The organism is Streptomyces sp. NPDC021100, from assembly GCF_044333095.1.
Taxonomy (GTDB): Bacteria; Actinomycetota; Actinomycetes; order Streptomycetales; family Streptomycetaceae; genus Streptomyces.
Genome location: NZ_JBIRQH010000011.1, coordinates 69,113 through 90,312 on the forward strand (window position 1 = coordinate 69,113; position 21,200 = coordinate 90,312).

The following is a 21,200-nucleotide window of genomic DNA, read 5'->3' on the forward strand; positions in this document are numbered from 1 at the left end:
CGCCCCGCGTCACCCCCTGGCCCGCGCCGCCGCCCGGCGGCGGGCGGTGATCAGGGCGGCGCCGCCTCCGACGACGAGCAGGCCGGCCGCTCCGGCGATCCAGGGGGTGGCGGAGGAGCCGCCGGTCTCGGCGAGGTCGTGTTTGTCGGCGACGGTCTGCGGCTTGACGTCGGTACCGGAGGTGCGGGTGGCCTCCTTGCCGGGGGGCTGCTTCGCGGGGGCCGGGGGCTCCTTAGCCGGCTCGCCGGCGCCGGCCGGGGTCTCGCAGGCGGCCCGGACGAGGGTGACGCGGCCGTGCACCTCGGCGACGCCGAGCTTCAACGGGTTGACGTCCACGTTCAGTTGGAGGGCGGTGGCGGCCCCGGTGCGCGAGGTGGTGGCGGTCTTCGACAGGTCGAGGCGGACCCGGCCGACGCCCGGCACGTCGACGTCGGTCGTGCCGCCAGTGCTCAGCGTGACCTTCTTCCCGAGCACGGTCACCGGGCCCAGCAGATTGGACGCGGCCGAGGGCCGCTGCCCGGCCCGGCAGACCGCCTCCGCCGTGACCTGCCGCACCTCGACGAGGGAGAGCAGCGGCAGGCCGGGCACGTGCACCTTGGCGTGCAGGAGTTCGGCACGGCCGGTCGCCGCGCGCTCGTCGGCCGTGGCGCGGGCGGTGGCCGCGTCGGCGCGCAGCAGTTCCACCGGCCGGCCCTGTTCCGCGCCGCCCACCCGGACGGAGAGCGCGGTCCGCGCCGCGTTCCCGGGGGCGTGGACGTCGTTGAGCGACGCGTTGACGGGCACCCGGACGGTCTTGTCGAGCAGCGAGACGTCGAGCCCGGCGCGGAGGATCACGGCGTCCGCCGTGCCCGTGCGGTGGTCACCGGTGGCGGGGGCGGCAGGGGCGGCGTGGGCGGATACGGCACCGGCCGCGACCGCTGAGAACGCGGCCAGGAGAGCCGCGGACCGCACGCCCGCCCGCCGGGAAGTCCGGGAAACGGGCATGCCGAAGGAAGATCTGGTGGTGCTGGACACGGGTGTGGAACTCCCCACGAGAGAAAGGAGCCGACGCGCGCCAATGGGGGACATCACGCGCCGTCGGCATCGACCACGTCATGGTCGTTCCCGGACGGGTGAACGGCGAGCGTTCTTGAGGGAGTTCATCCCAACGGGTGGTTTCCGACTGCCAGTTCGAAGCATGCGCAACAGGAGAAACCCCTACCGCAGGCTCATCAGCCCACCACCCGCCCCCGCAGGATCACCCGCCGCGGCGCCGCCAGCACCCGGACGTCCTCCCTGGGGTCCGCCTCGTACACCACCACGTCCGCCGGCGCGCCCTCCTCCAGTCCCGGGCGCCCCAGCCACGCGCGCGCTCCCCAGGTCGCCGCGGCGAGCGCGGCGGAGGCCGGGAGGCCGGCCTTGACCAGCTCGCCGACCTCCTGGGCCACCAGGCCGTGGGCGAGCGAGCCGCCCGCGTCCGTCCCCACGTAGACGGGGATGCCCGCGTCGTACGCGGCGCCCACCGTCCGGTAGCGCCGCTCGTGCAGCCGCCGCATGTGGTCCGCCCAGCGCGGGAACTTCTTCTCCCCGCCGTCCGCGAGCCGCGGGAACGTGGCGATGTTGACGAGCGTCGGGACGATCGCGACGCCGCGCTCGGCGAACAGCGGGATCGTCTCCTCGGTCAGCCCGGTCGCGTGCTCGATGCAGTCGATCCCGGCCTCCACCAGCGGCGCCAGCGACTCCTCGGCGAAGCAGTGCGCCGTCACCCGGGCACCCAGCCGGTGCGCCTCGGCGATGGCCGCCTCGACCTCGCCGCGCGGCCAGCAGGCGGCCAGGTCGCCGGTCTCCCGGTCGATCCAGTCACCCACCAGCTTGACCCACCCGTCGCCGCGCCGCGCCTCCCGCGCCACGTACGCCACCAGGTCCTCGGGCTCGATCTCGTGGGCGTAGTTGCGGATGTAGCGGCGGGTACGGGCGATGTGGCGGCCGGCGCGGATGATGCGCGGGAGGTCGTCCCGGTCGTCGACCCAGCGGGTGTCGGACGGCGAGCCGGCGTCGCGCAACAGCAGGGCGCCGGCCTCCCGTTCGGTCAGCGCCTGCTTCTCGGCGGTCGCGGCGTCGACCGCGCCGTGCGCGTCCAGGCCGACGTGGCAGTGGGCGTCCACCAGGCCGGGCAGCGCCCAGCCCGCGACGGTCGTGACGTCCCGCGCGCCCACCGGGCGTTCGAAGGTGATCCGGCCGCCGGTCACCCACATCTCGTCGCGCACCCCGCCGTCGGGGCCCGGGCCGGTGAGCACCCGTCCCTTGATGTGCAGCACCGTGCTGTCGTGCGTCATGTCCTCTCCCGTCCGGCAGGCGTCCCCGCGCCACCGGGGGAACGGAGGTGTCCGGTCCGCGGGTGGCGATCGATCCCCGCCAGTCTCCCGCCCGGATCCGCCACCGCAAGTGTCGCCCACGTCACCACGGACACTGCTACCGCGGCCCTTGCCGTCGTGAAGGCGGTCACTTGCGGCCGGCGACCATCGTCTCCGCACCCGCCAGGTGCCGCGTCCACGTCTCCCGGAACCCGGCCTCCGCCAGCCAGCCCCGGCAGTCGGCGGCGGTGCAGTCGAAGCCGCCCGGGGTCTCGATGAGCATGTTGAGGCTGCCGAGCAGCCCGGCCAGGTTCTCCCGCCGGTCGTCGTCGATGAAGCTCTCGTGGATGACCACGAGGCCGCCCTCGGGCAGCGCCTCGTACGCCTTGCGCAGCAGCGTCCGCTTCGCGGCCAGGTCCCAGTCGTGCAGGATGTGGCCGAAGAGGAGGACGTCGGCGCGGGGCAGCGGGTCGGCGAAGAAGTCCCCGGCTGTGAACGACAGCCGGTCGGCGGGGCCGCAACGCTCGCGGTGGCGCTCGAAGTTGCCGCGGACGGCCTCCAGGTCGAGCCCGGTGCCGCGCAGGTGCGGGTGGCGGTGGAGGAGGTGGCTGAGCATGGCGCCCTCGGCGCATCCGATGTCGGCGACGGTGCGGTGGGCGGACCAGTCCACGGCCTCGGCGAGGGCGTCCGCCGAGCGCATGGTGAGCCCGGTCATCGCCTGCTGGAAGCAGGCCAGCCGCTCGGGGTCCTTGTAGAGGGTGCCGAACAGCTCGCCGCCGTCCTTGATCTCGTTCTGCGGCTCGCCGGTGCGCAGCCCGTCGGCGAGGCTGCCCCAGAAACCGTAGAGCCGGTTGTCGTACATCTCCAGGGCGCAGCCCACATAGGCGGGGCTGCCGCGGTCCAGGTAGCGCGCCGTGTCGGGGGTGTTGGCGTACCGCCCGTCGGGGCCGGGGCCACGGTCGAGCAGGCCGAGGGCCACCAGCGCGTCGAAGAAGTCGCGGGCGGCGCGCGGGTGCAGGCCGAGCCGGGCGCGCAGTTCGGCGGCGGTGAGCGGGGCTTCGGCCAGTTCGGTGAAGACGCCGAAGCGGACGGCGGTGAACAGCACCTTCGACGCCTGGAAGCCGAGGGCGATGCGCAATATCGAGTCCAGTGCGCCGGAGCCGCCCCGCGGGGCGGATTCGAGATCGTTCACATGCACTCCTCGGTGTTCGGGCGGTCACGTGTGGTGTCGAAAGTGGACCATGCCGTACCGCTCCGTCCAGTCCCTGCTCCTCATCGGTCCGGTGCTGTAGCCGTTCTGACACCGAGTGGGGCGGCGGGGAGGCGGCGGGGAATGACGGGGAACGGCGGGAGCGAACTCGCTCCCGCGAGGCGTATGCCCGTCGCCTACGCTGTGCCCGTGATCGACAGACCGCCGACCGGCGCACGGCCGCCCGCGCACGCGCGCTCGTACGCCCGCACCGCGCCGTGACGACCGGCTCGCGCCCGGAACCGCGCGCCCCCGAGCCAAGCGCGCCCGAACGAAGCGCGCCTGATCCAAGCGCGACCGAGCGAAGCGCGCCTGAACCAGACTCGCCCGAACCAAGCACCCTCACCGACAGCCCGCCGCCCCGCAACCAGCCGATCCGCGACCTCCTGGGCCGGCGCGCACGCCTGCGCTGGGTGCACCTGCTGATCGGCGGCGCCCTGGTGATGCCGTACTTCCTCCTGGCGAACGTGCTGCTGTCGCTCGTCCGAGGCGGCAAGGGCGCCAACGTCCTCCTCTCCCCCCTCCTCCAGTTCACGACCTTCGCCACGGCGCTGCCGCTCGCCGCCCTCTCGGCGCTCCTCTTCCCGCTGGTCCGCCCGCTGGAGAGCGCGATCGCGCGCGCCCTGTGCGGCGTCGACGAGGCCGACCTCGCCACCGGCCCGGCCCGCACCTGGTCCGAACGCACGCGCCCCGCCCTCTACTTCACCCTGCACCTCGCACTGGGCGGCGTCGTCAGCGGCATGTCCCTGGCCGCCCCGCCCGCGGCCGTCGCCCTGTTCGTGATGCCGCTGCTGGACCCGGACGCTCCCGGCCGCCTGCCCTGGTTCCGCGTCTTCGGCGGTCCGATGCTGCCCCTGCTGGCGCCGCTCTCCGGGCTGGGGCTGATGGCGCTGCTCGCGCTCACCTCCCGGGCGGCCGGCGCCCTGCTGGCGCGCTGCGCGCCCGTCCTCCTCGGCCCGACGGCGGCGGACCGGCTGGCGGCGGCCGAACACCGGGCCCACGAACTCGCCCTCCGCAACCGGCTCGCCCGCGAACTGCACGACTCCGTCGGACACGCGCTGAGCGCGGTCCTGCTGCAGGCCAGTGCCGCCCGCAGGGTCCTCGACCGCGACCCCGACTTCGCCCGCCGCGCGCTCACCTCGATCGAGGAGACCACGCGCGAGGCCGTCGGCGAACTCGACACCGTCCTCGGCCTGCTGCGCGAGGACGGCCCGGCCGCCGCCGCGCCCGCGCCGACCCTGGCCGGCCTGGACGCGCTCGTGGAACGCACCCGCGCGGCCGGCGGCGAGATCGACCTGACCGCGTCCGAGGGGCTCGGCTCGCTGCCGCCCGTCGTCTCCCGCGAGGCGTACCGGATCGTCCAGGAGGGCCTCACCAACGCCCTGCGCCACGCGGGCCCGGTGCCCGTGCGGCTGAGCGTCACCACCGACACCGAGACCCTGGAGGTCACCGTGGAGAACCCCGTCGGGCGCGTCCCCGCCCGTACCCGCGGCGGCGGCGGCCGCGGACTGACCGGCATCGCCGAACGCGCCCGGCTGCTGCGCGGCACCTGCGCCGCGGGCGCGCGGGACGGCGTATGGCGCCTGTCCGTCCGCCTGCCCCTGAACGGCGGCCCCCGATGACCGCGGCCGCCACGGACACCGGCATCGACGCCGACACCCTGCGCATCGTCGTCGCCGACGACGAGCGCATGGTCCGCACCGCCCTGTGCGTCATCCTGAACGCCGAACCGGGCATGGAGGTCGTCGGCGAGGCCACGACGGGCGTCGAGGCCCTGTCCGTCACCCGTGCCCTGCGCCCCGACATCGTGCTGATGGACGTCCGCATGCCCGAGGCGGACGGCATCCGGGCCACCGAACGCATCCTGGCGACCATGGACGACCCGCCGCGCGTCATCGTCGTCACGACCTTCGAGAACGACAGCTACGTGTACGACGCCCTGCGCGCCGGCGCGTCCGGCTTCCTCCTCAAGCGGGCCGGTGCCGACGAACTCGTCGACGCCGTACGCCTGGTGGCCCGCAGCGACTCCCTCCTCTTCCCGGCCGCGGTCCGCGCCCTGGCCGCCGCCCACGCCACCGAACGCACCACCCGCGCCGAGGCCGACCGCCTCCGCGCCCGCCTCTCCGAGCGCGAGGCGGAGGTCCTCCGCCTGATGGCCGAGGGCCTCTCCAACGCGGAGATCGCCGAACGGCTGTTCCTGGGCGCGGCGACGGTGAAGACGTACGTGGCCGGGGTCCTGGCGAAACTCGGCGTCCGGGACCGGACGCAGGCGGTGGTGAGGGCGTACGAGACGGGGTTCGTGTCACCGCGGTGAGAACGGCGCGGTGCGCGGTTCGGGGTCTGGGGTGCGGCCCCGGGAAACGGTGCGTGAAAGGGCGGGCCCGGGGCACCACCTCACATCGGGCCGCGGATTCCGCCGGATCGCGGATTCCGCCGGGTCATGGAACCGCAAAGCCCGATCACGCGTTGAACGGATCATGACCGCTATGACCCCCGGCTCGAACATTCCGCTCTCCGTCACCCGTGTGACGGTGGACGTCGCCGCGCCCGTGCGGCTCGACGTCTCGGGCCTGCTGCTCACCGCCGACGGCAAGGTGCGCTCCGACGACGACTTCGTCTTCTACAACCAGCCCACGGGCCCCGGCGTGACCCACCGCGCCGGAGCCGCCGGCGCGCCCGACTCGATCACCGTCGACACGGCCGCCGTGCCCGCCGGCATCGAGAAGATCGTCGTCACCGCGAGCCTGGACGCCCCCGGCACCACCTTCGCCGGCACCGAACCGACCGCGACCGTCCGGGACGCCGCCTCCGGCGCCCCGCTGGCCACCTTCACCCCGCCGAGGCTCGGCACCGAGACGGCGCTGGTCGTCGTCGAGGTCTACCGGCGCAACGACGCCTGGAAGGTACGGGCGGTGGGCCAGGGGTACGCGAACGGTCTGGCGGGCATCGCCACGGACTTCGGCGTGAGCGTGGAGGAGCCGCCCCAGGCCCCTGCCGCCCCGCCGGCCTCTCCCGTCGCCCCGCCGGCCCCGCCCGTACCCCCCGCCCCGCAGCCTCCGGCAGGCGCGTTCGGTGCTCCCGTCCCGCCCGCTCCCCCGGTCCCGCCGGCGCCCCCGGCCCCCGTCCCGGGCGCGGGCAAGGTCAACCTGGACAAGGGCCGGGTGAGCCTCCGGAAGAACCAGACGGTCTCCCTCGTCAAGGGCGGCCGCCCGCTGACGCAGTCGGTCCGGATGGGCCTCGGCTGGGAGCCCGCGTACGGCGGCCGGGCCATCGACCTGGACGCCTCCGTCATCGCGTACGGCCCCCAGCGGAACATGATCGACGCCTGCTACTTCGGCAAGCTGATGATCCTGGACGGCGCGGTCCAGCACTCCGGCGACAACCTGACGGGCGACGGCTCGGGCGACGACGAGAGCATCACCGTCCACCTCGGTGGCCTGCCCCCGGAGGTCACCGGCCTGGTCTTCACCGTCAGCTCCTACAGCGGCCAGAAGTTCACCAACGTCGCCAAGGCGTACTGCCGCCTGCTCGACGGACAGACCGGCGAGGAACTCGTCCGCTTCGACCTCACCGGCTCGGAGCCCAAGACGGGCGTCCTGATGTGCAAGTTCATCCGCCAGCACTCGGGCGAGTGGGAGATGACGGCCATCGGCGAGTACGTGAAGTCGAAGACGGTCCGCGACCTGGTCAACCCGGCGGCGCAGGCGCTCTGACGAACGTCCGGGCGCCCTCCGCCGTGGTGGGGGCGCCCGGCTACTCCCCCGCGTGCACCTGCGTGTTCTGGCAGACGTGCAGCAGCCAGCGCCCGTCGTCCCCCTTGGTCATGACGTACACCGGGACCCCCTCGGACCCGCCCTCGGCCGACCGGTAGACCTGCCGCACCTTGACCGCCGCCACGTCGGGCCGCAGGAACCGTACGTGCGTGGGCTCGTAGGTGACGTCCCAGTCCCAGCTCGCCGCGGGCAGCACGGCGCGCGTGAACTCGGCGATGGCGTCGAGGCCGACGAGGACCTTGCCGTGGGCGGTCGTCCAGAGCGCCTCGGGGTGGAACAGCGCGAGGAACCCGTCGACGTCCTTGGCGCGCTGCGCCCGCTCGACCTCGGCCACTACCTGGTGTACCGCCGTGATGTCGGCGTTTTCCGTGTTCATGCGGATCATGCTCACACCTCAAGCCCGCTTGAGATCAAGGGCCTTGAGGCAGAAGAACCGGAGGCGAGGACGGCTCCCCGCGTTCCCAGCCACCCCCCTACGGTAATCCGTTCGGGTGACAACGGCCCCCGCCCCTTCAGGGAGGGGCCGGACCGCACGACGCTGGTGGCGACCAGGGGCGGCGCACGCCCCGGCGGACACCCGGGGGACCCGTCATGCGGCTCGTGCGGCCACGAGGAAACGTCGTCCGGGCGGCCATCGCCCTCGGTACCGCCGCCGCGCTGTTCTGCGGCCTGTCCACCGGCGCCCAGGCGGCCACCGGGGACTTCACCTATGTCAACGTGAACGGGGACGACTTCACGCTGCACGACCCCGCGAACGGCGAGTGCTTCCTGCTGGTCTCCGGCGCCAGGAGCGCCGCCAACCACACCAACGCCACGGCGACGCTGTTCGCCGAGCAGAGTTGTGAGGGGTCGGGCCTCACGATGCCGCCGAACACCTCGGCGAGCTTCGGCGGCGCCGCTCCGCACGGCGTGAGATTCGGCTGAGGCGGCGGCGGAGAACCGGGACCGACCCGGACCGACCCGATCAGGTGTCGTCCGCCGGTCCCGCCATCGCCGCCAGCCGCCGGTACGAGTCGAGCAGCGCCACACGGTCGTCACCGCTGGTCGTGACCAGTACCTCATCCGCGCCCGTCCGCTCCACCAGCGTGGACAGCCGGCGGGCGACCTGCTCCTCCGTCCCGTACACCGGTCCGCGCAGCGCCGTCTCGAAGTGCCCGCGCTCGCGGTCGCTCATCGCCCGGCCCTCGATCTCCCCGGCCGGCTCCAGAGGCGGGAAGACGCCGTGCGTGCGGGAGTACGCGAGGGCCCAGGCCTCCGGGACGAGCAGCCGGCGGGCGTCCTCCTCCGTCGCGGCGACGGCGATGTCGCCGGCGAGCACGACGTACGGTTCGGCGCGCCCGGCCGACGGCCGGAACGCCTTGCGGTACCGCTCGACGGCCTCGACGAGCCGGTCTTCCCCACGCAGCCCGCCGATCACCAGGGCGGCGCCCGCGCGGGCCGCGATGTCCGCGCCCGCGTCGTTGGCCAGGACGAACAGCGGCACCCGCAGCCCCTCGGCCGGCCGCGCGTGCACCTGCGGATACGCCGCGACCCCACCGTCGAACCACCCGACCAGTTCCCCGAGCCGCTCCTCGAACTCCCCCACCGCCTCCTTCCCGACCCCGAGCGCCCGCCGGATTCCGTCCGTGAAGCCCACGGACCGCCCGACCCCCAGGTCGATCCGCCCGGGAAACAGTGACTCCAGCACCCCGAACTGCTCGGCGACGAGCATCGGCCGGTGGTTGGGCAGCATCACCCCGCCGGTGCCGACGCGGATCCGCGACGTGGCGGCGGCGACGGCGCTCGCGAGCACGGTGGGAGCGGATCCGGCCACCCCGGGCACACTGTGGTGCTCGGAGACCCAGAACCGCCGGTATCCGAGCGCCTCCGCCTCCCGCGCGAACCGGACGGTGTCCCGCAGCGCCTCCCCGGGCGGCCGGCCCCGCCGGGTACGGGAGCGGTCGAGGACGGAGAGAGGGATACGTGTGCGGGTCACGTTCCCTTACAACGTCAGGGACGAGGACCGGGATTCCCGTGCCCAGGCCGGGGAGCACGCCCGGTCGCGGAAGGACTCGGGACGGCTCAGGAGCGGACCGTCCGCTCCCGGGACGGCGGGAGCGCCGTGAGCAACTCCCACAAGGGGCGTGAACCGGACGCCCACACCCCGAGCGTAGGGCGGTCGACCACGTGCAGCCGCTGCTGCCGGGCGAAGGCCACGGCCGGTGCGGTGACCCGCCCGTTCGTCACGATCACCGCGACGTCGGCGCCGTGCACGGGACGGGCCGTCCCGTTGAGGACCTGGAGGTCGGGCGTGCCCACCGCGGAACCGGCCGCCCCGTCGCGCCGGTGCTTGCACTGCACCACCCACCGCCGCCCGTAAGGGTCGGTGGCCTTCACATCGGCTCCCAGGTCACCACCGCCCCCGACCCGCGACGCGTCCCGACAGCCGTCCCGGAGCATCAGGTCCCGCACGGCCTCCTCGAACCGGGCATGGTGCAGGGTGTCCAACTGGGGCAGCGCGTACCGCAGCCCCCGCGCGCGGACGGCCTCCCACCGCGCCCGCTGCCGCTTGAGGTGGACCCCGACGGCACCCGCGCACGCCGCGAACACCGCGACGACGACCATGACCCACCAGTGGTCCAGCAGCCAGTCGACGACGGCCGCCACCAGCGCGACGGCCAGGACCGCGGCCACGAGGAGACCGGCCGCCCGGTCGCCGGCTCGCTGCCGCCGTCTGCCCGGCCGCCGCCCGCGCCGCCGCCCCGACGACCGCGGGGACGCCGTCGGCCGCCGGGACGCCGACAACCGCCCGGACGCCGACGACCACCCGGACGTCCCGGCCCGCCGCTTGCGCGCCCGGGGACTCACCGGCCGGCCTGCGTGATGCCGTTCGCGAGCTGCCCCAGGATGTCGTGGATCGCCCGGCCCGCCGACGTGGGTGCGATCAGAACGCCCAGCGCCGGCACGATGACGACGGTCAGCTTCTCGTCGTCGCGGCTTCGGGACTGCGTACGCCGGCCCAGCCTCAGCACCACGATGACGGCGAGCAGCACCGCCACGTCGATCGTCACCAACCGCCTCGACCTCCCCCACCCGCCGGCCGTCACCACCCCGGGCTTCTTGTGTAGCCGCGCTCGCGCACAACCGGAGCCGGGTTGCCGGCGGATGGCACAAAGCGATCGGGCCTGTGTCCGATACCGCGCGGCCGAAGGCCGACGCGCCATCGCCCGACCGCCGGCCCACCCGACCGGCCGACCCACCGGCCGGCCGACCCACCGACCGGCCACCGACCGCGGAACCACCCGTACCGCCTGGCCTGTTCGAACCCCTCGGGTCCCGGCCATCCTGCGCCGCTCCCCGCCCTGATGTCCTGGCCAACAGTGGAACGAGGGTGCTCCATGGGGTCCGTGTGGGGAGGCAGGTGGGAACCGGTGGAGCGAGAAGGGCGGCTGAGGCCGGTGAGCGCAGGGGCGGAGATGGGCAAATATGGCAGGGGCACTTTTTTATACGCTCTCCGCCCCTTTCATCGAAGTCCGACCCGCGTCAGCCTGGTTCGACACGGCGAAGGCCCCCGTCAACCCGTGTCCCGTGTCCCTCCGCACGCCGCAGCAGGGCGGCCATGCCCCGCGCGCGTCGCGGCGGCCCCAGGGCATCGCAGACGAGGGCCTGGACCCGGGGGGAGGGCGACGCCGCATCGCACGCCGGCGTTCACGGCGCCTTTCCCTCGGGATCCCGCACGCCGCGACGCGCTACGCCGTCCGCAGCGGGCGGCGCGGCGCGGCACGAGCACGGCACCCGGACCCTTCCGGGCGAACTCCCCGCCGTCCGGGGCGCGTCCGGGGTGCCGTCGTGGCATGCCGCCGTTCGCCGTCATGGACGCCCCAGCGTGCGCACGGAAAGAGCCGCGTCGTACACGAAGAGGAGAAGGGAAACGCCGTGCCCGAAACCGTGCCCGAAGACGTGCCGGAATCCGCGCCCGAAAACGTGTCCGCCCCCTCCATCACCACGCAATCCCCGCCCGCCACCGCGCCGTTCACCCTCGCCCCGGGCGGCCCGCCCGACGTGGTGACGACGACCGCCGGCGAGACCGGCTATCCGGGAATACGGATAACGGCGACCGGCGACGAGCCGGTCCCGCCTCTCGGCGCCTACGTGGCCCTCCCCCGGGGAAAGGGCCTGGAATTCCACGCGGAAGGCGGCGCCAACTGCCTGCTGACCGTGCGGGACGCCCACGGGAAAACGACCGCCTACCCCGGGAATCCCTCACCGGACGGCCGCTCCCTCACCTTCCAGGGGGTCGGCCCGGCGCTGTCCGGAAAGGGATCGGTGTCCACGGCATGGGTCGCGGTCAGGGCGGGTGGCGGCGCGCGCCCGGGAAACACCGCGCTCGTCTTCTGCCTGGGCGACGCGACATCCCCGTCCACCCCCGTCCGGATCGCCGACGACATCCCCTTCTCGGTGTTCCCCGGCGGTCCGCCGGACATCACGCTCGACCACGACCACCCGGTCGGCTATCCGGGCGTGCGGGTCCGCGCGGACGACGACGGCACGGTCTCCCCGCAGGACGTCTACGTCGCCCTCCCCCGGGAAAGGCGGCTGCGCTTCCACGCCGAGAGCGGCCCGAACCACGGGCTCACCGTGCAGGACCGACACGGCACACAGCACCTCTTCCCCGGCCATGCGGCATCGGACGGTCGGGCGGTTCTCTTCCCCGGAGTCGACCTGTTCCTCTCCGAAAAGGGGGCGGAATCGACGCTCTGGGTCGCGGTGACGGCGGAACCCGCCACGGCCCCGGCCGATTCCGCGCGACCGGACGCCCCCGCCGCACCCAAGGAACCCACCGCCCTCGCCTTCTGCGTCGGCGTCCGCACCGCCCGCTCCACGCCCGTCGTCGTGGACGTACGGGCCTGGTGAACGCGAGCGCGAGCGTGAACGCACGGAAGGAGCACCAGCCCGTGGACCCGGTGACGGCCCCCCGCCCGCCCAGGCCCGTCCTCCCCAAGAAACCGCGCAGTATGTCCGTAACGGCCCGGGTGTACGGATATCCCCCGGCCCACAACGCGGGATCCGAATGGATGCTGCACTCGATGCTCCGGCCCCTGGCCGAACGCGGTCACCGCGTGACGGTCTGGCTCTCGCACCCGGGAACCATCGAGGAGAGTTACGAGATCGACGGAGTACGGGTCGTCCCCTTCCAGGAAGGCTCCGACTTCGCCACCGAGGCGCAGAGCGCGGACGTCCTCCTCTCCCATTTCGAGAACGTGCCGCTCGTCTCCGGACTCGCCCGGGCCCGGCAGATACCCGTGGTCGTGATCTGCCACGACAATTTCGCCACCAGTTACCACAACGCGGCCGGGGCCGACCTCGTCGTCTACAACAGCGAGTGGATCCGGCGGGACGGCGAGATCCACTACGCCCGCTATCCCGCCGAATTCCTGCCCGGCCGCACGGTCGTCGTCCGCCCTCCGGTCATCGCGGAGGACTACCGCACCGAACCCGGCGACCACGTCACCCTCGTCAACCTCAACCCGGACAAAGGCGGCGACATCTTCTGGCAGATCGCCGCCTGGACCCCCGACTGGCGGTTCCTCGGCGTCAAGGGTTCCTACGGAACGCAGATCCTGCCCCCGACCCGCCTCCCCAACTGCGAGGTCGCCGACGGCGTTCCCGGGAACGACATGCGCGAACACGTCTACAGCCGTTCCCGTGTCATCCTGATGCCGAGCCTCTACGAATCCTGGGGGCGTGTCGCCGTCGAGGCGATGGCCTCCGGCATTCCGGTGATCGCCCATCCGACGCCCGGCCTCGTCGAATCCCTCGGCGACGCGGGGATCTTCGCCTACCGCGACGACCTCAACGCCTGGCTGCACGCCCTCAGTTCGCTCAAGGACCCGGCGCAATGGGAACGCGCCTCCCGCCGCGCGAAGGCCCGTTCCGACGAACTGAGCGCCACCCCCGACCTCGACCTCTGGTGCGAGGCGGTCGAGTCGCTGTACGACGCCCGGCGCCGGCGCTCCTTCCACGTCGCGGGCGCGCCGCCCGCGCCCCTCCCGCTCTCCGCGAGATAGCCGGAAGCAGCGCGCCGGACACCGTTCACCCGCTCCAGCGAAGGAGGACCCTCATGCCGTCGAACACCCCTGCCCCGAACGACGACGCCGCCGCCCCGCCCGTCGCACCCGCCCAAGGCCAGAACCCCAACCTGGTCAATGACGGCGGCTTCAAAGCCGGCCCGCGCTTCAACGCCGACGAATGCGGCTTCAGCCAGGCCGTGGCCGTCGGCGGCGACAACGTCCGCCTCATCTCCTGGGACTACGGCGCCAGCGGCAACAGCAACGGCCAGCCCGGCGCCAACCCCGGCGACTACATCGACATCGACAGCCACGAGTACTCCTTCGCCCAGAGCGACGCCGCCGGCGAGGTCGACGGCAGCAACTCCGTCGACCTGGTCGGCCGCGGCAACTCCCGCCACGGCTTCGTCGGCCAGCACCTCACCGGCCTGGTCCCCGGCGCCCAGTACGACGTCACCTTCTGGGCCAGTTCCCCCTGGTACAACGAGCCGCCGCACTACACCTCGATGCACTACAGCGTCACGGACGGCAGGCTCCGCGAGGGCGGCAAGTCGCTCGACAGCGACTACATCGCCGTCCCGCAGGCACGCAACGACCCGATCCCCGGCGGCAGCTGGCGCCGGCAGTGGAAGCAGTACCGGAAGTCCTTCGTCGCCCAGTCCCCCGACGCGTACCTCGCCTTCACGGACGAGACCGCCGACGGCTACTGGACGGGCACCATGCTCGCCTGCGTCGCCGTGCGCCTCTCCGCGCCCGCCCACGACTACCGCATCACCGGCACCGACCCGGAGAGCTCCGCCGACCACCCCCTCTCCGCCCCGAAGGACACCCCCTTCGGCGCCTTCCGCGTCCGCTTCCTCGACGAGACCAACCAGCCCCTCTCCGTCCAGGACGTCACCCTCCGCCTGGAACCCCATTCCACCGGCTCCCACTTCTCCTACGGCGGCCAGGCCCCGCTGACGTACTCCGCCAAGACGGACGCGGGCGGCCGGCTCACCGTCCCCGCCGGCACGCTCCAGGCCGGCCCCCAGGAAGGCCCCATCCAGATCACCGCGCAACTGCGCGGTACGGACCTCGGCGGCCAGATCGACCTGAGGGTCGGCGCCGCCGCCTCCCGCTTCTCCCTGTCCCCCGGCGGCACACCGATCACCCTGACCCGCGCGGGCGAGACCCGCTACCCGGGCATCACCGTGCGCGCCGAGACGGACGGCGCCGTCGCGCCGCAGAAGATCCGCGTGACCCTCCCGTCAGGCCACGGCCTGTCCTTCGTCCCGGAGGGCGGCTACCAACTGACCGTCATGGACGCCCACTTCGCCACGACGTCCTACACCGGAACCCTCCAGGACGACGGGCAGACCCTCACCTTCGAGGGCGTCTACCTCGCCCTCCACGGCAAGGGTTCGACCTCCACCGCCTGGGTCGCGGTCAAGGCCCTGCCCGACACGCCGGCCCCGGCGGACGTGACCCTCACCTTCCGGGTGGGCGACCAGACGTCGCCGTCCACGCTCATCCACGTACGGGCGTGAGCGGTACCTCCGCCTCGGAGCGCGTGAGCGTTTCGAGGCGGAGCGCTTCCGTGAAGGCGCGCCAGGCGGGGGTAGGAAAGTGGAGCCGGGCGGCGTACGGGTACTTGCTGTCTCTTATCGAGACGAGACCCGGTGACACACTCGACGCCTCGATGCAGTCGACCTGCCCGCCGCTATGGGTGGACTTCCACCACTCGGCATTACCTAGTGCACGCATGCGTCGTACTCCTCCACCAGTTGCTCGATCAGGGAGATCGATGGCCCCGGAGGCAGCGCCGCCGCATGAACGAGGTCATAACGATGAGAGTGCTGTGCCACAGCGGCCCTGTCCTTCACTACTTGACCGTACAAATCGGCTTCGAAATAGGCCAGGTCCGGTTCGGACGCGAAGGACATCATGGTCAGCGATCCACCCATGAGCGGGTGGCATCCCGCAGCGAAGGGCAAGACCTGCACCTCCACGTTGGGCGCCTTGACTGCTTCCAGGACGTGGAGGAGTTGGTCACGCATGGCGGCCGGTCCGCCCACCGGTCGGCGGATCACCGACTCGTCCAGCACTGACCACAGGAGCGGCGGGTCGGGCTTGGCGAGAAGGTGCCGTCGGCTGACTCGCTTCGCGACCTTCGCCTCGACCTCCTTCTCGGATAGCCACGGCTGGGCGCAGCCGATGACCTCCCGAGCATACGTTGCCGTTTGCAGCAGCCCTGGGATGTGATGCGCCAAGTACTTGTGCATGGCAATGGCCTTGGCCTCAAGGTCGAAGAACTTGAGTGGTACGTCGGGCACAGGAGCCTTCCTGACGTGCTCCAGCAAGTCAATGAGGTCTCCGTCCGCCCCCAGGATTTCGTCCAGTCGCCTGTTGACCTTGTCGCTCGGAACCTCTTTTCCCAGTTCGTACTGGGCGATCCGACTATGCGAAATGGGCACCTTCGCCCCCAGCCGCCGCTGCGACAATCGTGCCCGACGGCGCAGTTTGCGCAGCTTCGAGCCGTACAGGGCCGCGAGGGAAGCCGACGGATCAAGTTCCTTCGGTGCGGGCACAGTTGCCATCCGTTTACGCGATGCGAGCCGAAAACGTTACAGCTGGTGAGCGTAGCGCCACTCCGGGATGCTGAGAACGGAATCGGAACGACCCCACCCCACGGAGTGCTCCCCCATGCCCAGAGACCACCGCTGCCCCGCCACCCCCGACCTCCCCGCCCTCCGGGAGGCCGCCGCCCGCGTGGCGGCCGAGCTGCGCGACGCGCTCGCGTCATACGGGCTGGACGTGCGCGTCGCGCCCGAACCGCCCCTGAACGGACGGGTGTTCGTGTCCGTCCTCGACCCGCTGCGCGGGGAGGAAGCGCGGACGCTGGCCGCCGCGCTGCGGGCGTACAAGGCGACGCGGCCGGAGACGCTGAGCCCGCGCATCGCGGCGGCGAACGCGCGGAGCCGCCGCCGGGACGGCCTGCGGTGAACGACCGGGCGGCCGGCTACCGGCCGGAAGGCGGCTGTGCGGAGTGCAGGCGGATCAAGGAGCTGTACTACCGCGCCTGGCGGGCGGGCGACCGGGAGACGGCGGTGGAACTGACGGCGGAGATGGGCCGCCACCTCCGCCGGGCCCACTAGGTAGCGTCTGGAGTCCAGATCGCGAGTTCGGTGGAGGCTACGAATGGTAGAAGGTCCGACCGGCCGCGCCCGATGAGACCGACCAGACCTCGGCTATCAGCCCGCCGCCGACCCGGAGCGTGTCGGTCCCCCTCCGGGCGACGGTCCGGCCGTCCTCGGCCGTGAAGCTCGCGAGGTAGGGGCGGGCGACCAGGCCGGTAGGTGCTCCGTCGACGAATTCGAGATCCACAACGGCCGTTCCCTCGGCGGCGAAGCGGAGCTCGGTGCGGCTCTGGCGCCAGTGTCCGATGACGTTGGCGAGCTGCTGAGGGGTGCGTATGTCATCGAAGGCTTCCGTGCCCGCTTGGGCATAGCGCAGGGTGATCTCCGGAGCCATGATCTTTTCGGCGAGGCTCAGATCGCCGTTCCACATCGCAGTCCACTGGTCGTAGGCGTGGACGCCCCACTGCCGCAGGTCGTTGGCGCTGTTCAAGGCCACCTCTTCCATGACGTGTTCGGGAGGTTCACCACCGTACCCAAGGGGACTGACAATGCCGCCGGGCCTGCCGCCCATGCGCCGACGGCCGTTCGGTGCGCAGTGGGTCAGCCCGCCGCCCGTGAGCGTGGCGGCCCGCCGCCGTGCCGGGCCTACGGGTGGAACACGACCTCCGGGAAGGCCCTCGACGGTCCGTCGAGTAGGTGGCCGCAGTGCCGGTCGCGCAGGTGGCGGTCGAAGAAGGCGCGCGGGTAGGCCTGTTGGATGAGGACGCCGCGGTCGGGGTCGAGGGTGCCGACCTGGGCCTGTATCCGCTGCTCGGTCATGCCCAGCAGCCTGCCCGCCTGGGGGACCAGCGTCATGTTGTCGCCGTACGAGGTGTGTACGGCGCCGGTGGCCTGGATGTCGAGGCGCGGGCCGCGCAGGTGGCGCCAGAAGGTCTCGACGTACGGGCTGGCGGCCCGGGTGAAGGCCGCGGTCATCATCATGAAGGGCCGGTCGATGTCGGTGGTGGGGGCGGGGTTCGACTCCATCGGGCCGTCCATGGCGAGGCCGGCGCGGATGCGCCGGTCGGCGACCATGGCGAGGGCGGCGGCGGTGCCGCCCTTGGACCAGCCGGAGACACCGACGTTCCGCGCGTCCAGGCCGCCGAGCAGACCGGCGGGCAGGGCGCGGCCGTCGGCGTCGGGGTTGCGTCCGTTGGCGAGGTCGACGACGCGTTCGAGCAGGAAGAGCAGGTCGGCGGCGTAGTCCTTCGGGTACAGCCCCGGGGCGGCGGCGTCCCGGGTGACGACCGTCCCGTCCGGGAACTCGGTGGTGCCGTCGTGGGTATGGTCGACGGTGACGACGGCGAAGCCGTGACTGGCCAACTCCTGGACCATGATGGTGTGGTCGGCGCGGTGGCTTCCCGCGCCGTGGGAGTAGAGGACGACGGGCAGCGGCCGGCCGGTCCGGTGGACGGGCGCGTTCTGCCGGCCGGCGGTGAGCGGGGCGAGCGCGGGAGGGAGCGGGAAGCCGACGTCGTCGAGGAAGGCCTTCAGGGCGCCCTCGGTCATCCAGGGGGCGAGCGGGTACGCGTCGGCGTCCGCGGCCCGGGCCGGGTACCAGACGGTGGCCATCAGCTCGCGGAACTTTCCGGGCCTGGCGTTCGGGTCGAGTCTGGACTCGTCGCGCAGGTGCAGCGGCACCATGCCCACCGGGAAGGGGCCGGTGGGAGCGGGCAGGGTGAGCCGTGCGGGGGAACCGGTGCCGCGGGAGGGAACCGTGCCGGCGGAGGCGGGAGCGGCCGGGGCGGTGTGGGCAAGGCCCAGCGGTGCGACGGCGCCCAGGGCGAGGGCGGCGCCGAGCATGCGGCGGCGGGTCGGCCCGGTACGGCGTGTGATCGGCGTGGTGTCCATGCGCGGAATGCTGGCACGAGGGCGGACGGGCGGCATCAGCCCGCCGACGGGTCGTCTGTCACCTCGCGTTGGACTACGGGCTTACCTCCCCGGGCCGATGCGGAACGGGTGCGGACGGCAGCCCCCAACCGAGCGAATGCGGTCACTCACACGAGGGTGGTCCGTCAACGGCTATGGACGGAGAGGCGTGAGAGAGGGACAACGGCCTCACGGGCCATCCAGGAGCCGAGTCCATTTCGCTCCCCGGCTACAAGGAGTCGACATGCGCCGTATCGCCGCCGCCGTCCTCGCGGCTCTTCTCACCGCCGCTCTGGCGGGACTCGCGGGCACGGCCGTGGCCGCGCCCACGTCCGTCACGGCCAACCAGTGCATGCTCGGAGGCGGGGAGGTCCGCGTCATCTCGCCCACCCTGAAAGTCTGCGTCGGCGGCATTTTCGACGGCCAGAAGGTCGTCGGCTGACCGTGCCCCCGCGGCGGGAACTCCGGTCGGTAGGCTCGTGAACCGTGCCTCATGTACACCGGAAGTCCGACCTCGCCGATCCGGCCCCGGACAAGCGCGGACTGCTGGCCCACGGGGACGGCGTGGCACCCCACCGCCACACCGACGGGCAGTTGCTGTACCCCTCGACGGGGGTTCTCGCCACCACGACGGAGCACGGCACCTGGGTCACTCCATCCAACCGCGTCACGTGGACACCACCGGGTTTCGAGCACTGCCACCGTGCGTACGGACGGACGGAGGTCCGGGTGGTGGATGTCTCCGGCGCGCTGTGCGCTTCGCTGCCGGACCGGCCCATGGTCTTCACCACGTCGCCGCTGCTGCGCGAGGCTCTGCTGGTCCTCACCGGCGACCGCGAACTGCGGCCGGAGGCACGGGCGCGGCTCCGGGAGGTGGTCGTCGACGAGCTCGTCGACGTACCCGATGAAGCCCTGTACCTTCCGGAGCCGGCCGACGACCGCCTCCGCGCGGTCACGGACCTCCTCCACGCCGATCCCGCGACGCCTTCGACCCTGGCGGAGCTCGGGCGGGCGGTCGGGGCGAGCGAACGGACCCTGAGCCGGCTGTTCAGGACCGAGCTGGGGATGGGCTTCCAACGGTGGCGGAGCCTGCTGCGGGTCCAGCACGCGCTGGTCGGACTGGCCGAGGGGGACGCGGTCGTCGACACGGCCACCCGGCTGGGCTGGGCCAACCCCACCAGTTTCATCGAGGCGTTCACGGCGATCGTCGGCCAGACGCCGGGGCGCTACCGGATGGAGCTCCGGCGCCGGGACGGGTGACCGGCGGGTTTCCGGCATCCCTTGTCCGTATGCCGGTTCCGCGCGGATGCCGTGCCTCGTGAGCATGGAGGCATGACAACCGACACGGACACCGAGACGACCACCGTGGTGATCGTGGGAGCGGGCGTCGCCGGCCTCACCCTCGGAAACCTCCTGCTGCGCAAGGGAATCGACTGCGTCATCCTGGAGAAGCACGACCGCGCGTACGTCGAGCGGAGGCAGCGTGCCGGAGCCCTCGACACCAGGGCGTCCCGCATGTTCCGGGAGTGGGGACTCGCGGACCGGGTGATCGGCGGGGTCCCCCTGCGACCCGTGCTGAACTTCCGGATCGACGGCGAGACGCGCCCGCTCACCCTCGTACAAGACGATGACGACGGCGGCGGACGCTTCTGCCCGCAGCAGGTCCTCGTCCGGAACCTCATCGACGTCTTCCTCGCGGACGGCGGAGACCTCCGCTTCGGCGCCGCCGACGTCTCGTTCGAGAACATCGCCGACGGGCCGTCCCCCCTCGTCCGCTACCGGGACGGCACCGGTTCGACGAGAGCGATCCGCTGCGAGTTCGTGGCCGGGTGCGACGGTGACCGCGGCGTGAGCAGGACGGCCGTACCCGACGGGACTTTCACCCGCCATGCCCACGCGTACGGCTACTCGTGGCTGACCGTCCTCGCGGAGGTTCCCGCCCGGCACCAGACCATGATGGCGCTGCACCCGCGCGGGTTCGCCGGGCAGTTCGGCCGCGGTCCGCACGCGAGCCGGTTCTACCTCCAGTGCCCGCCCGACAGCACGCTGCCGGACTGGCCGGAGAAGCGGATCTGGGACGAGCTCGAAACCCGCTTCGGCGAACCCATGGCCTCCCGGGGACCGATCAGCAGCGCGCAACTGGTGCCGCTGCGCGGCGTGGTGCACGAGCCGATGAGCCACGGCCGGCTGTACCTGCTCGGCGACGCCGCCCACATCGTCCCTCCCCTGAGCGCGAAGGGCATGAACCTGGCCCTGTACGACGCCGAGGTCTTCGCGAACGCCGTCGTCCGCCACCAGACCGAGGACGGTGACACGTCCCTGCTCGACGCCTACTCAGCGACGTGCCTCCGCCATGTGTGGAACTACCAGGCGTTCGCGACGTGGTGGACCGATCTGATCCACAACGCGGGCGACGCCTCGTACCAAGGCGAGTTCCGCCACCGCGTCGCCCGGGCGGAGTTCGACCGCCTCTTCGCTTCCGGTACGGCGAACCGCCTGCTGAGCGAGTTCCTGGCCGGGCTGAACTAGGCACCGGGTCGGCGTGTGCCGCGCCCGTTCCCGGCCGTTCTCCCGGCTCTCGTCGGCCTCCTCGCCCGGCGCCGGTCGAGGAGGCCGACGTGGCCGTCACCACGCGGCCGGGGGAGGCGACGCGGAAGCGCGCGGAGGAGGCCACGGACAAAGCGCCACACTCGGACGTGCGGCCGGCGCCTGCCGCGCCTGCCGCGCTCCCACTTCATTCTTGATCGATCGATCCAGAAACGCTACGATGAACA

Annotated in this window: 23 protein-coding genes; 12 read left to right on the forward strand and 11 right to left on the reverse strand. The window is 72.6% G+C overall.

Going from position 1 to position 21,200, the window contains the following annotated elements:
- Window positions 1-9: 9 nt before the first annotated feature.
- From ACH4PU_RS20615 to ACH4PU_RS20625, 3 genes are all read right to left on the reverse strand, one after another.
- Window positions 10-1,014, reverse strand: a complete 1,005-nt coding sequence (locus ACH4PU_RS20615) for an SCO1860 family LAETG-anchored protein (RefSeq protein ID WP_398273721.1) — start codon at window positions 1,012-1,014, stop codon at window positions 10-12.
- A 197-nt stretch (window positions 1,015-1,211) separates the two neighbouring features.
- On the reverse strand, window positions 1,212-2,315 hold the full coding sequence (locus tag ACH4PU_RS20620; protein ID WP_398273725.1) for an amidohydrolase family protein: 1,104 nt from the start codon (window positions 2,313-2,315) through the stop codon (window positions 1,212-1,214).
- 166 nt (window positions 2,316-2,481) lie between these two features.
- Window positions 2,482-3,525, reverse strand: coding sequence for a methyltransferase (locus ACH4PU_RS20625; protein WP_398273728.1), 1,044 nt, complete (start codon window positions 3,523-3,525; stop codon window positions 2,482-2,484).
- A gap of 470 nt (window positions 3,526-3,995) precedes the next feature.
- Here ACH4PU_RS20625 and ACH4PU_RS20630 point away from each other — a divergent pair, with 470 nt between their 5' ends.
- From ACH4PU_RS20630 to ACH4PU_RS20640, 3 genes are all read left to right on the forward strand, one after another.
- A complete protein-coding gene (locus tag ACH4PU_RS20630; RefSeq protein ID WP_398273731.1) occupies window positions 3,996-5,204 on the forward strand; it encodes a sensor histidine kinase in 1,209 nt (402 codons plus the stop codon).
- Window positions 5,201-5,896, forward strand: coding sequence for a response regulator (locus ACH4PU_RS20635; RefSeq protein WP_398273734.1), 696 nt, complete (start codon window positions 5,201-5,203; stop codon window positions 5,894-5,896). The genes ACH4PU_RS20630 and ACH4PU_RS20635 overlap by 4 nt, the downstream gene beginning before the upstream one ends.
- Before the next feature lie 172 nt (window positions 5,897-6,068).
- A complete protein-coding gene (locus ACH4PU_RS20640; RefSeq protein ID WP_398273737.1) occupies window positions 6,069-7,295 on the forward strand; it encodes a TerD family protein in 1,227 nt (408 codons plus the stop codon).
- Window positions 7,296-7,335: 40 nt separating this feature from the next.
- On the opposite strand, the gene ACH4PU_RS20645 is transcribed toward ACH4PU_RS20640, so the two are convergent.
- The gene (locus ACH4PU_RS20645; RefSeq protein WP_398273740.1) at window positions 7,336-7,740 is read right to left on the reverse strand and encodes an SgcJ/EcaC family oxidoreductase; all 405 of its coding nucleotides are present in this window, start codon (window positions 7,738-7,740) and stop codon (window positions 7,336-7,338) included.
- Between the two features lie 206 nt (window positions 7,741-7,946).
- Between ACH4PU_RS20645 and ACH4PU_RS20650 the strand changes: the two genes are divergently transcribed.
- Entirely contained in the window at window positions 7,947-8,279 is a 333-nt protein-coding gene (locus ACH4PU_RS20650) for a hypothetical protein (RefSeq protein ID WP_398273743.1), read from the forward strand.
- Between the two features lie 40 nt (window positions 8,280-8,319).
- On the opposite strand, the gene ACH4PU_RS20655 is transcribed toward ACH4PU_RS20650, so the two are convergent.
- The 3 genes from ACH4PU_RS20655 to ACH4PU_RS20665 form a co-directional block, all read right to left on the reverse strand.
- The gene (locus tag ACH4PU_RS20655) at window positions 8,320-9,330 is read right to left on the reverse strand and encodes an MsnO8 family LLM class oxidoreductase (RefSeq protein WP_398273746.1); all 1,011 of its coding nucleotides are present in this window, start codon (window positions 9,328-9,330) and stop codon (window positions 8,320-8,322) included.
- An 86-nt stretch (window positions 9,331-9,416) separates the two neighbouring features.
- Window positions 9,417-10,028, reverse strand: coding sequence for a restriction endonuclease (locus tag ACH4PU_RS20660; protein ID WP_398273749.1), 612 nt, complete (start codon window positions 10,026-10,028; stop codon window positions 9,417-9,419).
- A gap of 170 nt (window positions 10,029-10,198) precedes the next feature.
- Complete coding sequence (locus tag ACH4PU_RS20665; protein WP_398273752.1) at window positions 10,199-10,408, reverse strand: hypothetical protein; 210 nt, start codon at window positions 10,406-10,408, stop codon at window positions 10,199-10,201.
- 862 nt (window positions 10,409-11,270) lie between these two features.
- Here ACH4PU_RS20665 and ACH4PU_RS20670 point away from each other — a divergent pair.
- The 3 genes from ACH4PU_RS20670 to ACH4PU_RS20680 all read left to right on the forward strand — a co-directional run bounded on the left by ACH4PU_RS20670 (window position 11,271) and on the right by ACH4PU_RS20680 (window position 14,928).
- Window positions 11,271-12,248, forward strand: a complete 978-nt coding sequence (locus ACH4PU_RS20670) for a hypothetical protein (protein ID WP_398273755.1) — start codon at window positions 11,271-11,273, stop codon at window positions 12,246-12,248.
- A gap of 101 nt (window positions 12,249-12,349) precedes the next feature.
- Entirely contained in the window at window positions 12,350-13,402 is a 1,053-nt protein-coding gene (locus ACH4PU_RS20675) for a glycosyltransferase family 4 protein (protein ID WP_398273758.1), read from the forward strand.
- 53 nt (window positions 13,403-13,455) lie between these two features.
- Window positions 13,456-14,928 carry a hypothetical protein gene (locus tag ACH4PU_RS20680; RefSeq protein ID WP_398273761.1) on the forward strand — a complete coding sequence of 491 codons (1,473 nt, stop codon included), beginning with the start codon at window positions 13,456-13,458 and terminating at the stop codon, window positions 14,926-14,928.
- On the opposite strand, the gene ACH4PU_RS20685 is transcribed toward ACH4PU_RS20680, so the two are convergent.
- Both ACH4PU_RS20685 and ACH4PU_RS20690 read right to left on the reverse strand, forming a co-directional pair.
- Entirely contained in the window at window positions 14,909-15,145 is a 237-nt protein-coding gene (locus tag ACH4PU_RS20685) for a DUF397 domain-containing protein (protein WP_398273764.1), read from the reverse strand. The two genes, ACH4PU_RS20680 and ACH4PU_RS20685, sit on opposite strands and share 20 nt — an antisense overlap.
- Complete coding sequence (locus tag ACH4PU_RS20690; protein ID WP_398273767.1) at window positions 15,133-15,978, reverse strand: DUF5753 domain-containing protein; 846 nt, start codon at window positions 15,976-15,978, stop codon at window positions 15,133-15,135. The genes ACH4PU_RS20685 and ACH4PU_RS20690 overlap by 13 nt, the downstream gene beginning before the upstream one ends.
- Before the next feature lie 106 nt (window positions 15,979-16,084).
- Between ACH4PU_RS20690 and ACH4PU_RS20695 the strand changes: the two genes are divergently transcribed.
- The gene (locus tag ACH4PU_RS20695; protein WP_398273770.1) at window positions 16,085-16,384 is read left to right on the forward strand and encodes a hypothetical protein; all 300 of its coding nucleotides are present in this window, start codon (window positions 16,085-16,087) and stop codon (window positions 16,382-16,384) included.
- The gene (locus tag ACH4PU_RS20700; protein WP_398273773.1) at window positions 16,381-16,536 is read left to right on the forward strand and encodes a hypothetical protein; all 156 of its coding nucleotides are present in this window, start codon (window positions 16,381-16,383) and stop codon (window positions 16,534-16,536) included. The genes ACH4PU_RS20695 and ACH4PU_RS20700 overlap by 4 nt, the downstream gene beginning before the upstream one ends.
- Window positions 16,537-16,573: 37 nt before the next feature.
- On the opposite strand, the gene ACH4PU_RS20705 is transcribed toward ACH4PU_RS20700, so the two are convergent.
- Window positions 16,574-17,008: a hypothetical protein gene (locus ACH4PU_RS20705; protein WP_398273776.1), complete on the reverse strand. Its 435-nt coding sequence runs from the start codon at window positions 17,006-17,008 to the stop codon at window positions 16,574-16,576.
- Between the two features lie 155 nt (window positions 17,009-17,163).
- The gene (locus ACH4PU_RS20710; protein WP_398273779.1) at window positions 17,164-18,408 is read right to left on the reverse strand and encodes an alpha/beta hydrolase family protein; all 1,245 of its coding nucleotides are present in this window, start codon (window positions 18,406-18,408) and stop codon (window positions 17,164-17,166) included.
- Window positions 18,409-18,670: 262 nt separating this feature from the next.
- Between ACH4PU_RS20710 and ACH4PU_RS20715 the strand changes: the two genes are divergently transcribed.
- From ACH4PU_RS20715 to ACH4PU_RS20725, 3 genes are all read left to right on the forward strand, one after another.
- Complete coding sequence (locus ACH4PU_RS20715; RefSeq protein WP_398273783.1) at window positions 18,671-18,868, forward strand: hypothetical protein; 198 nt, start codon at window positions 18,671-18,673, stop codon at window positions 18,866-18,868.
- Between the two features lie 44 nt (window positions 18,869-18,912).
- A complete protein-coding gene (locus ACH4PU_RS20720; RefSeq protein ID WP_398273787.1) occupies window positions 18,913-19,686 on the forward strand; it encodes an AraC family transcriptional regulator in 774 nt (257 codons plus the stop codon).
- Between the two features lie 72 nt (window positions 19,687-19,758).
- Window positions 19,759-20,955: a 4-hydroxybenzoate 3-monooxygenase gene (locus ACH4PU_RS20725; RefSeq protein ID WP_398273790.1), complete on the forward strand. Its 1,197-nt coding sequence runs from the start codon at window positions 19,759-19,761 to the stop codon at window positions 20,953-20,955.
- The last annotated feature ends 245 nt before the right edge of the window (window positions 20,956-21,200 follow it).

Excerpts from the sequence above, each read along its gene's own strand:
- ACH4PU_RS20650 (WP_398273743.1), top strand. The coding sequence starts at position 7,947 with ATGCGGCTCGTGCGGCCACGAGGAAACGTCGTCCGGGCGGCCATCGCC.
- ACH4PU_RS20725 (WP_398273790.1), top strand. The coding sequence starts at position 19,759 with ATGACAACCGACACGGACACCGAGACGACCACCGTGGTGATCGTGGGA.
- ACH4PU_RS20640 (WP_398273737.1), top strand. The coding sequence starts at position 6,069 with ATGACCCCCGGCTCGAACATTCCGCTCTCCGTCACCCGTGTGACGGTG.
- ACH4PU_RS20620 (WP_398273725.1), bottom strand. The coding sequence starts at position 2,315 with ATGACGCACGACAGCACGGTGCTGCACATCAAGGGACGGGTGCTCACC.
- ACH4PU_RS20685 (WP_398273764.1), bottom strand. The coding sequence starts at position 15,145 with ATGCGTGCACTAGGTAATGCCGAGTGGTGGAAGTCCACCCATAGCGGC.
- ACH4PU_RS20710 (WP_398273779.1), bottom strand. The coding sequence starts at position 18,408 with ATGGACACCACGCCGATCACACGCCGTACCGGGCCGACCCGCCGCCGC.
- ACH4PU_RS20680 (WP_398273761.1), top strand. The coding sequence starts at position 13,456 with ATGCCGTCGAACACCCCTGCCCCGAACGACGACGCCGCCGCCCCGCCC.
- ACH4PU_RS20635 (WP_398273734.1), top strand. The coding sequence starts at position 5,201 with ATGACCGCGGCCGCCACGGACACCGGCATCGACGCCGACACCCTGCGC.
- ACH4PU_RS20690 (WP_398273767.1), bottom strand. The coding sequence starts at position 15,978 with ATGGCAACTGTGCCCGCACCGAAGGAACTTGATCCGTCGGCTTCCCTC.
- ACH4PU_RS20675 (WP_398273758.1), top strand. The coding sequence starts at position 12,350 with ATGTCCGTAACGGCCCGGGTGTACGGATATCCCCCGGCCCACAACGCG.
- ACH4PU_RS20695 (WP_398273770.1), top strand. The coding sequence starts at position 16,085 with ATGCCCAGAGACCACCGCTGCCCCGCCACCCCCGACCTCCCCGCCCTC.
- ACH4PU_RS20645 (WP_398273740.1), bottom strand. The coding sequence starts at position 7,740 with ATGATCCGCATGAACACGGAAAACGCCGACATCACGGCGGTACACCAG.
- ACH4PU_RS20715 (WP_398273783.1), top strand. The coding sequence starts at position 18,671 with ATGCGCCGTATCGCCGCCGCCGTCCTCGCGGCTCTTCTCACCGCCGCT.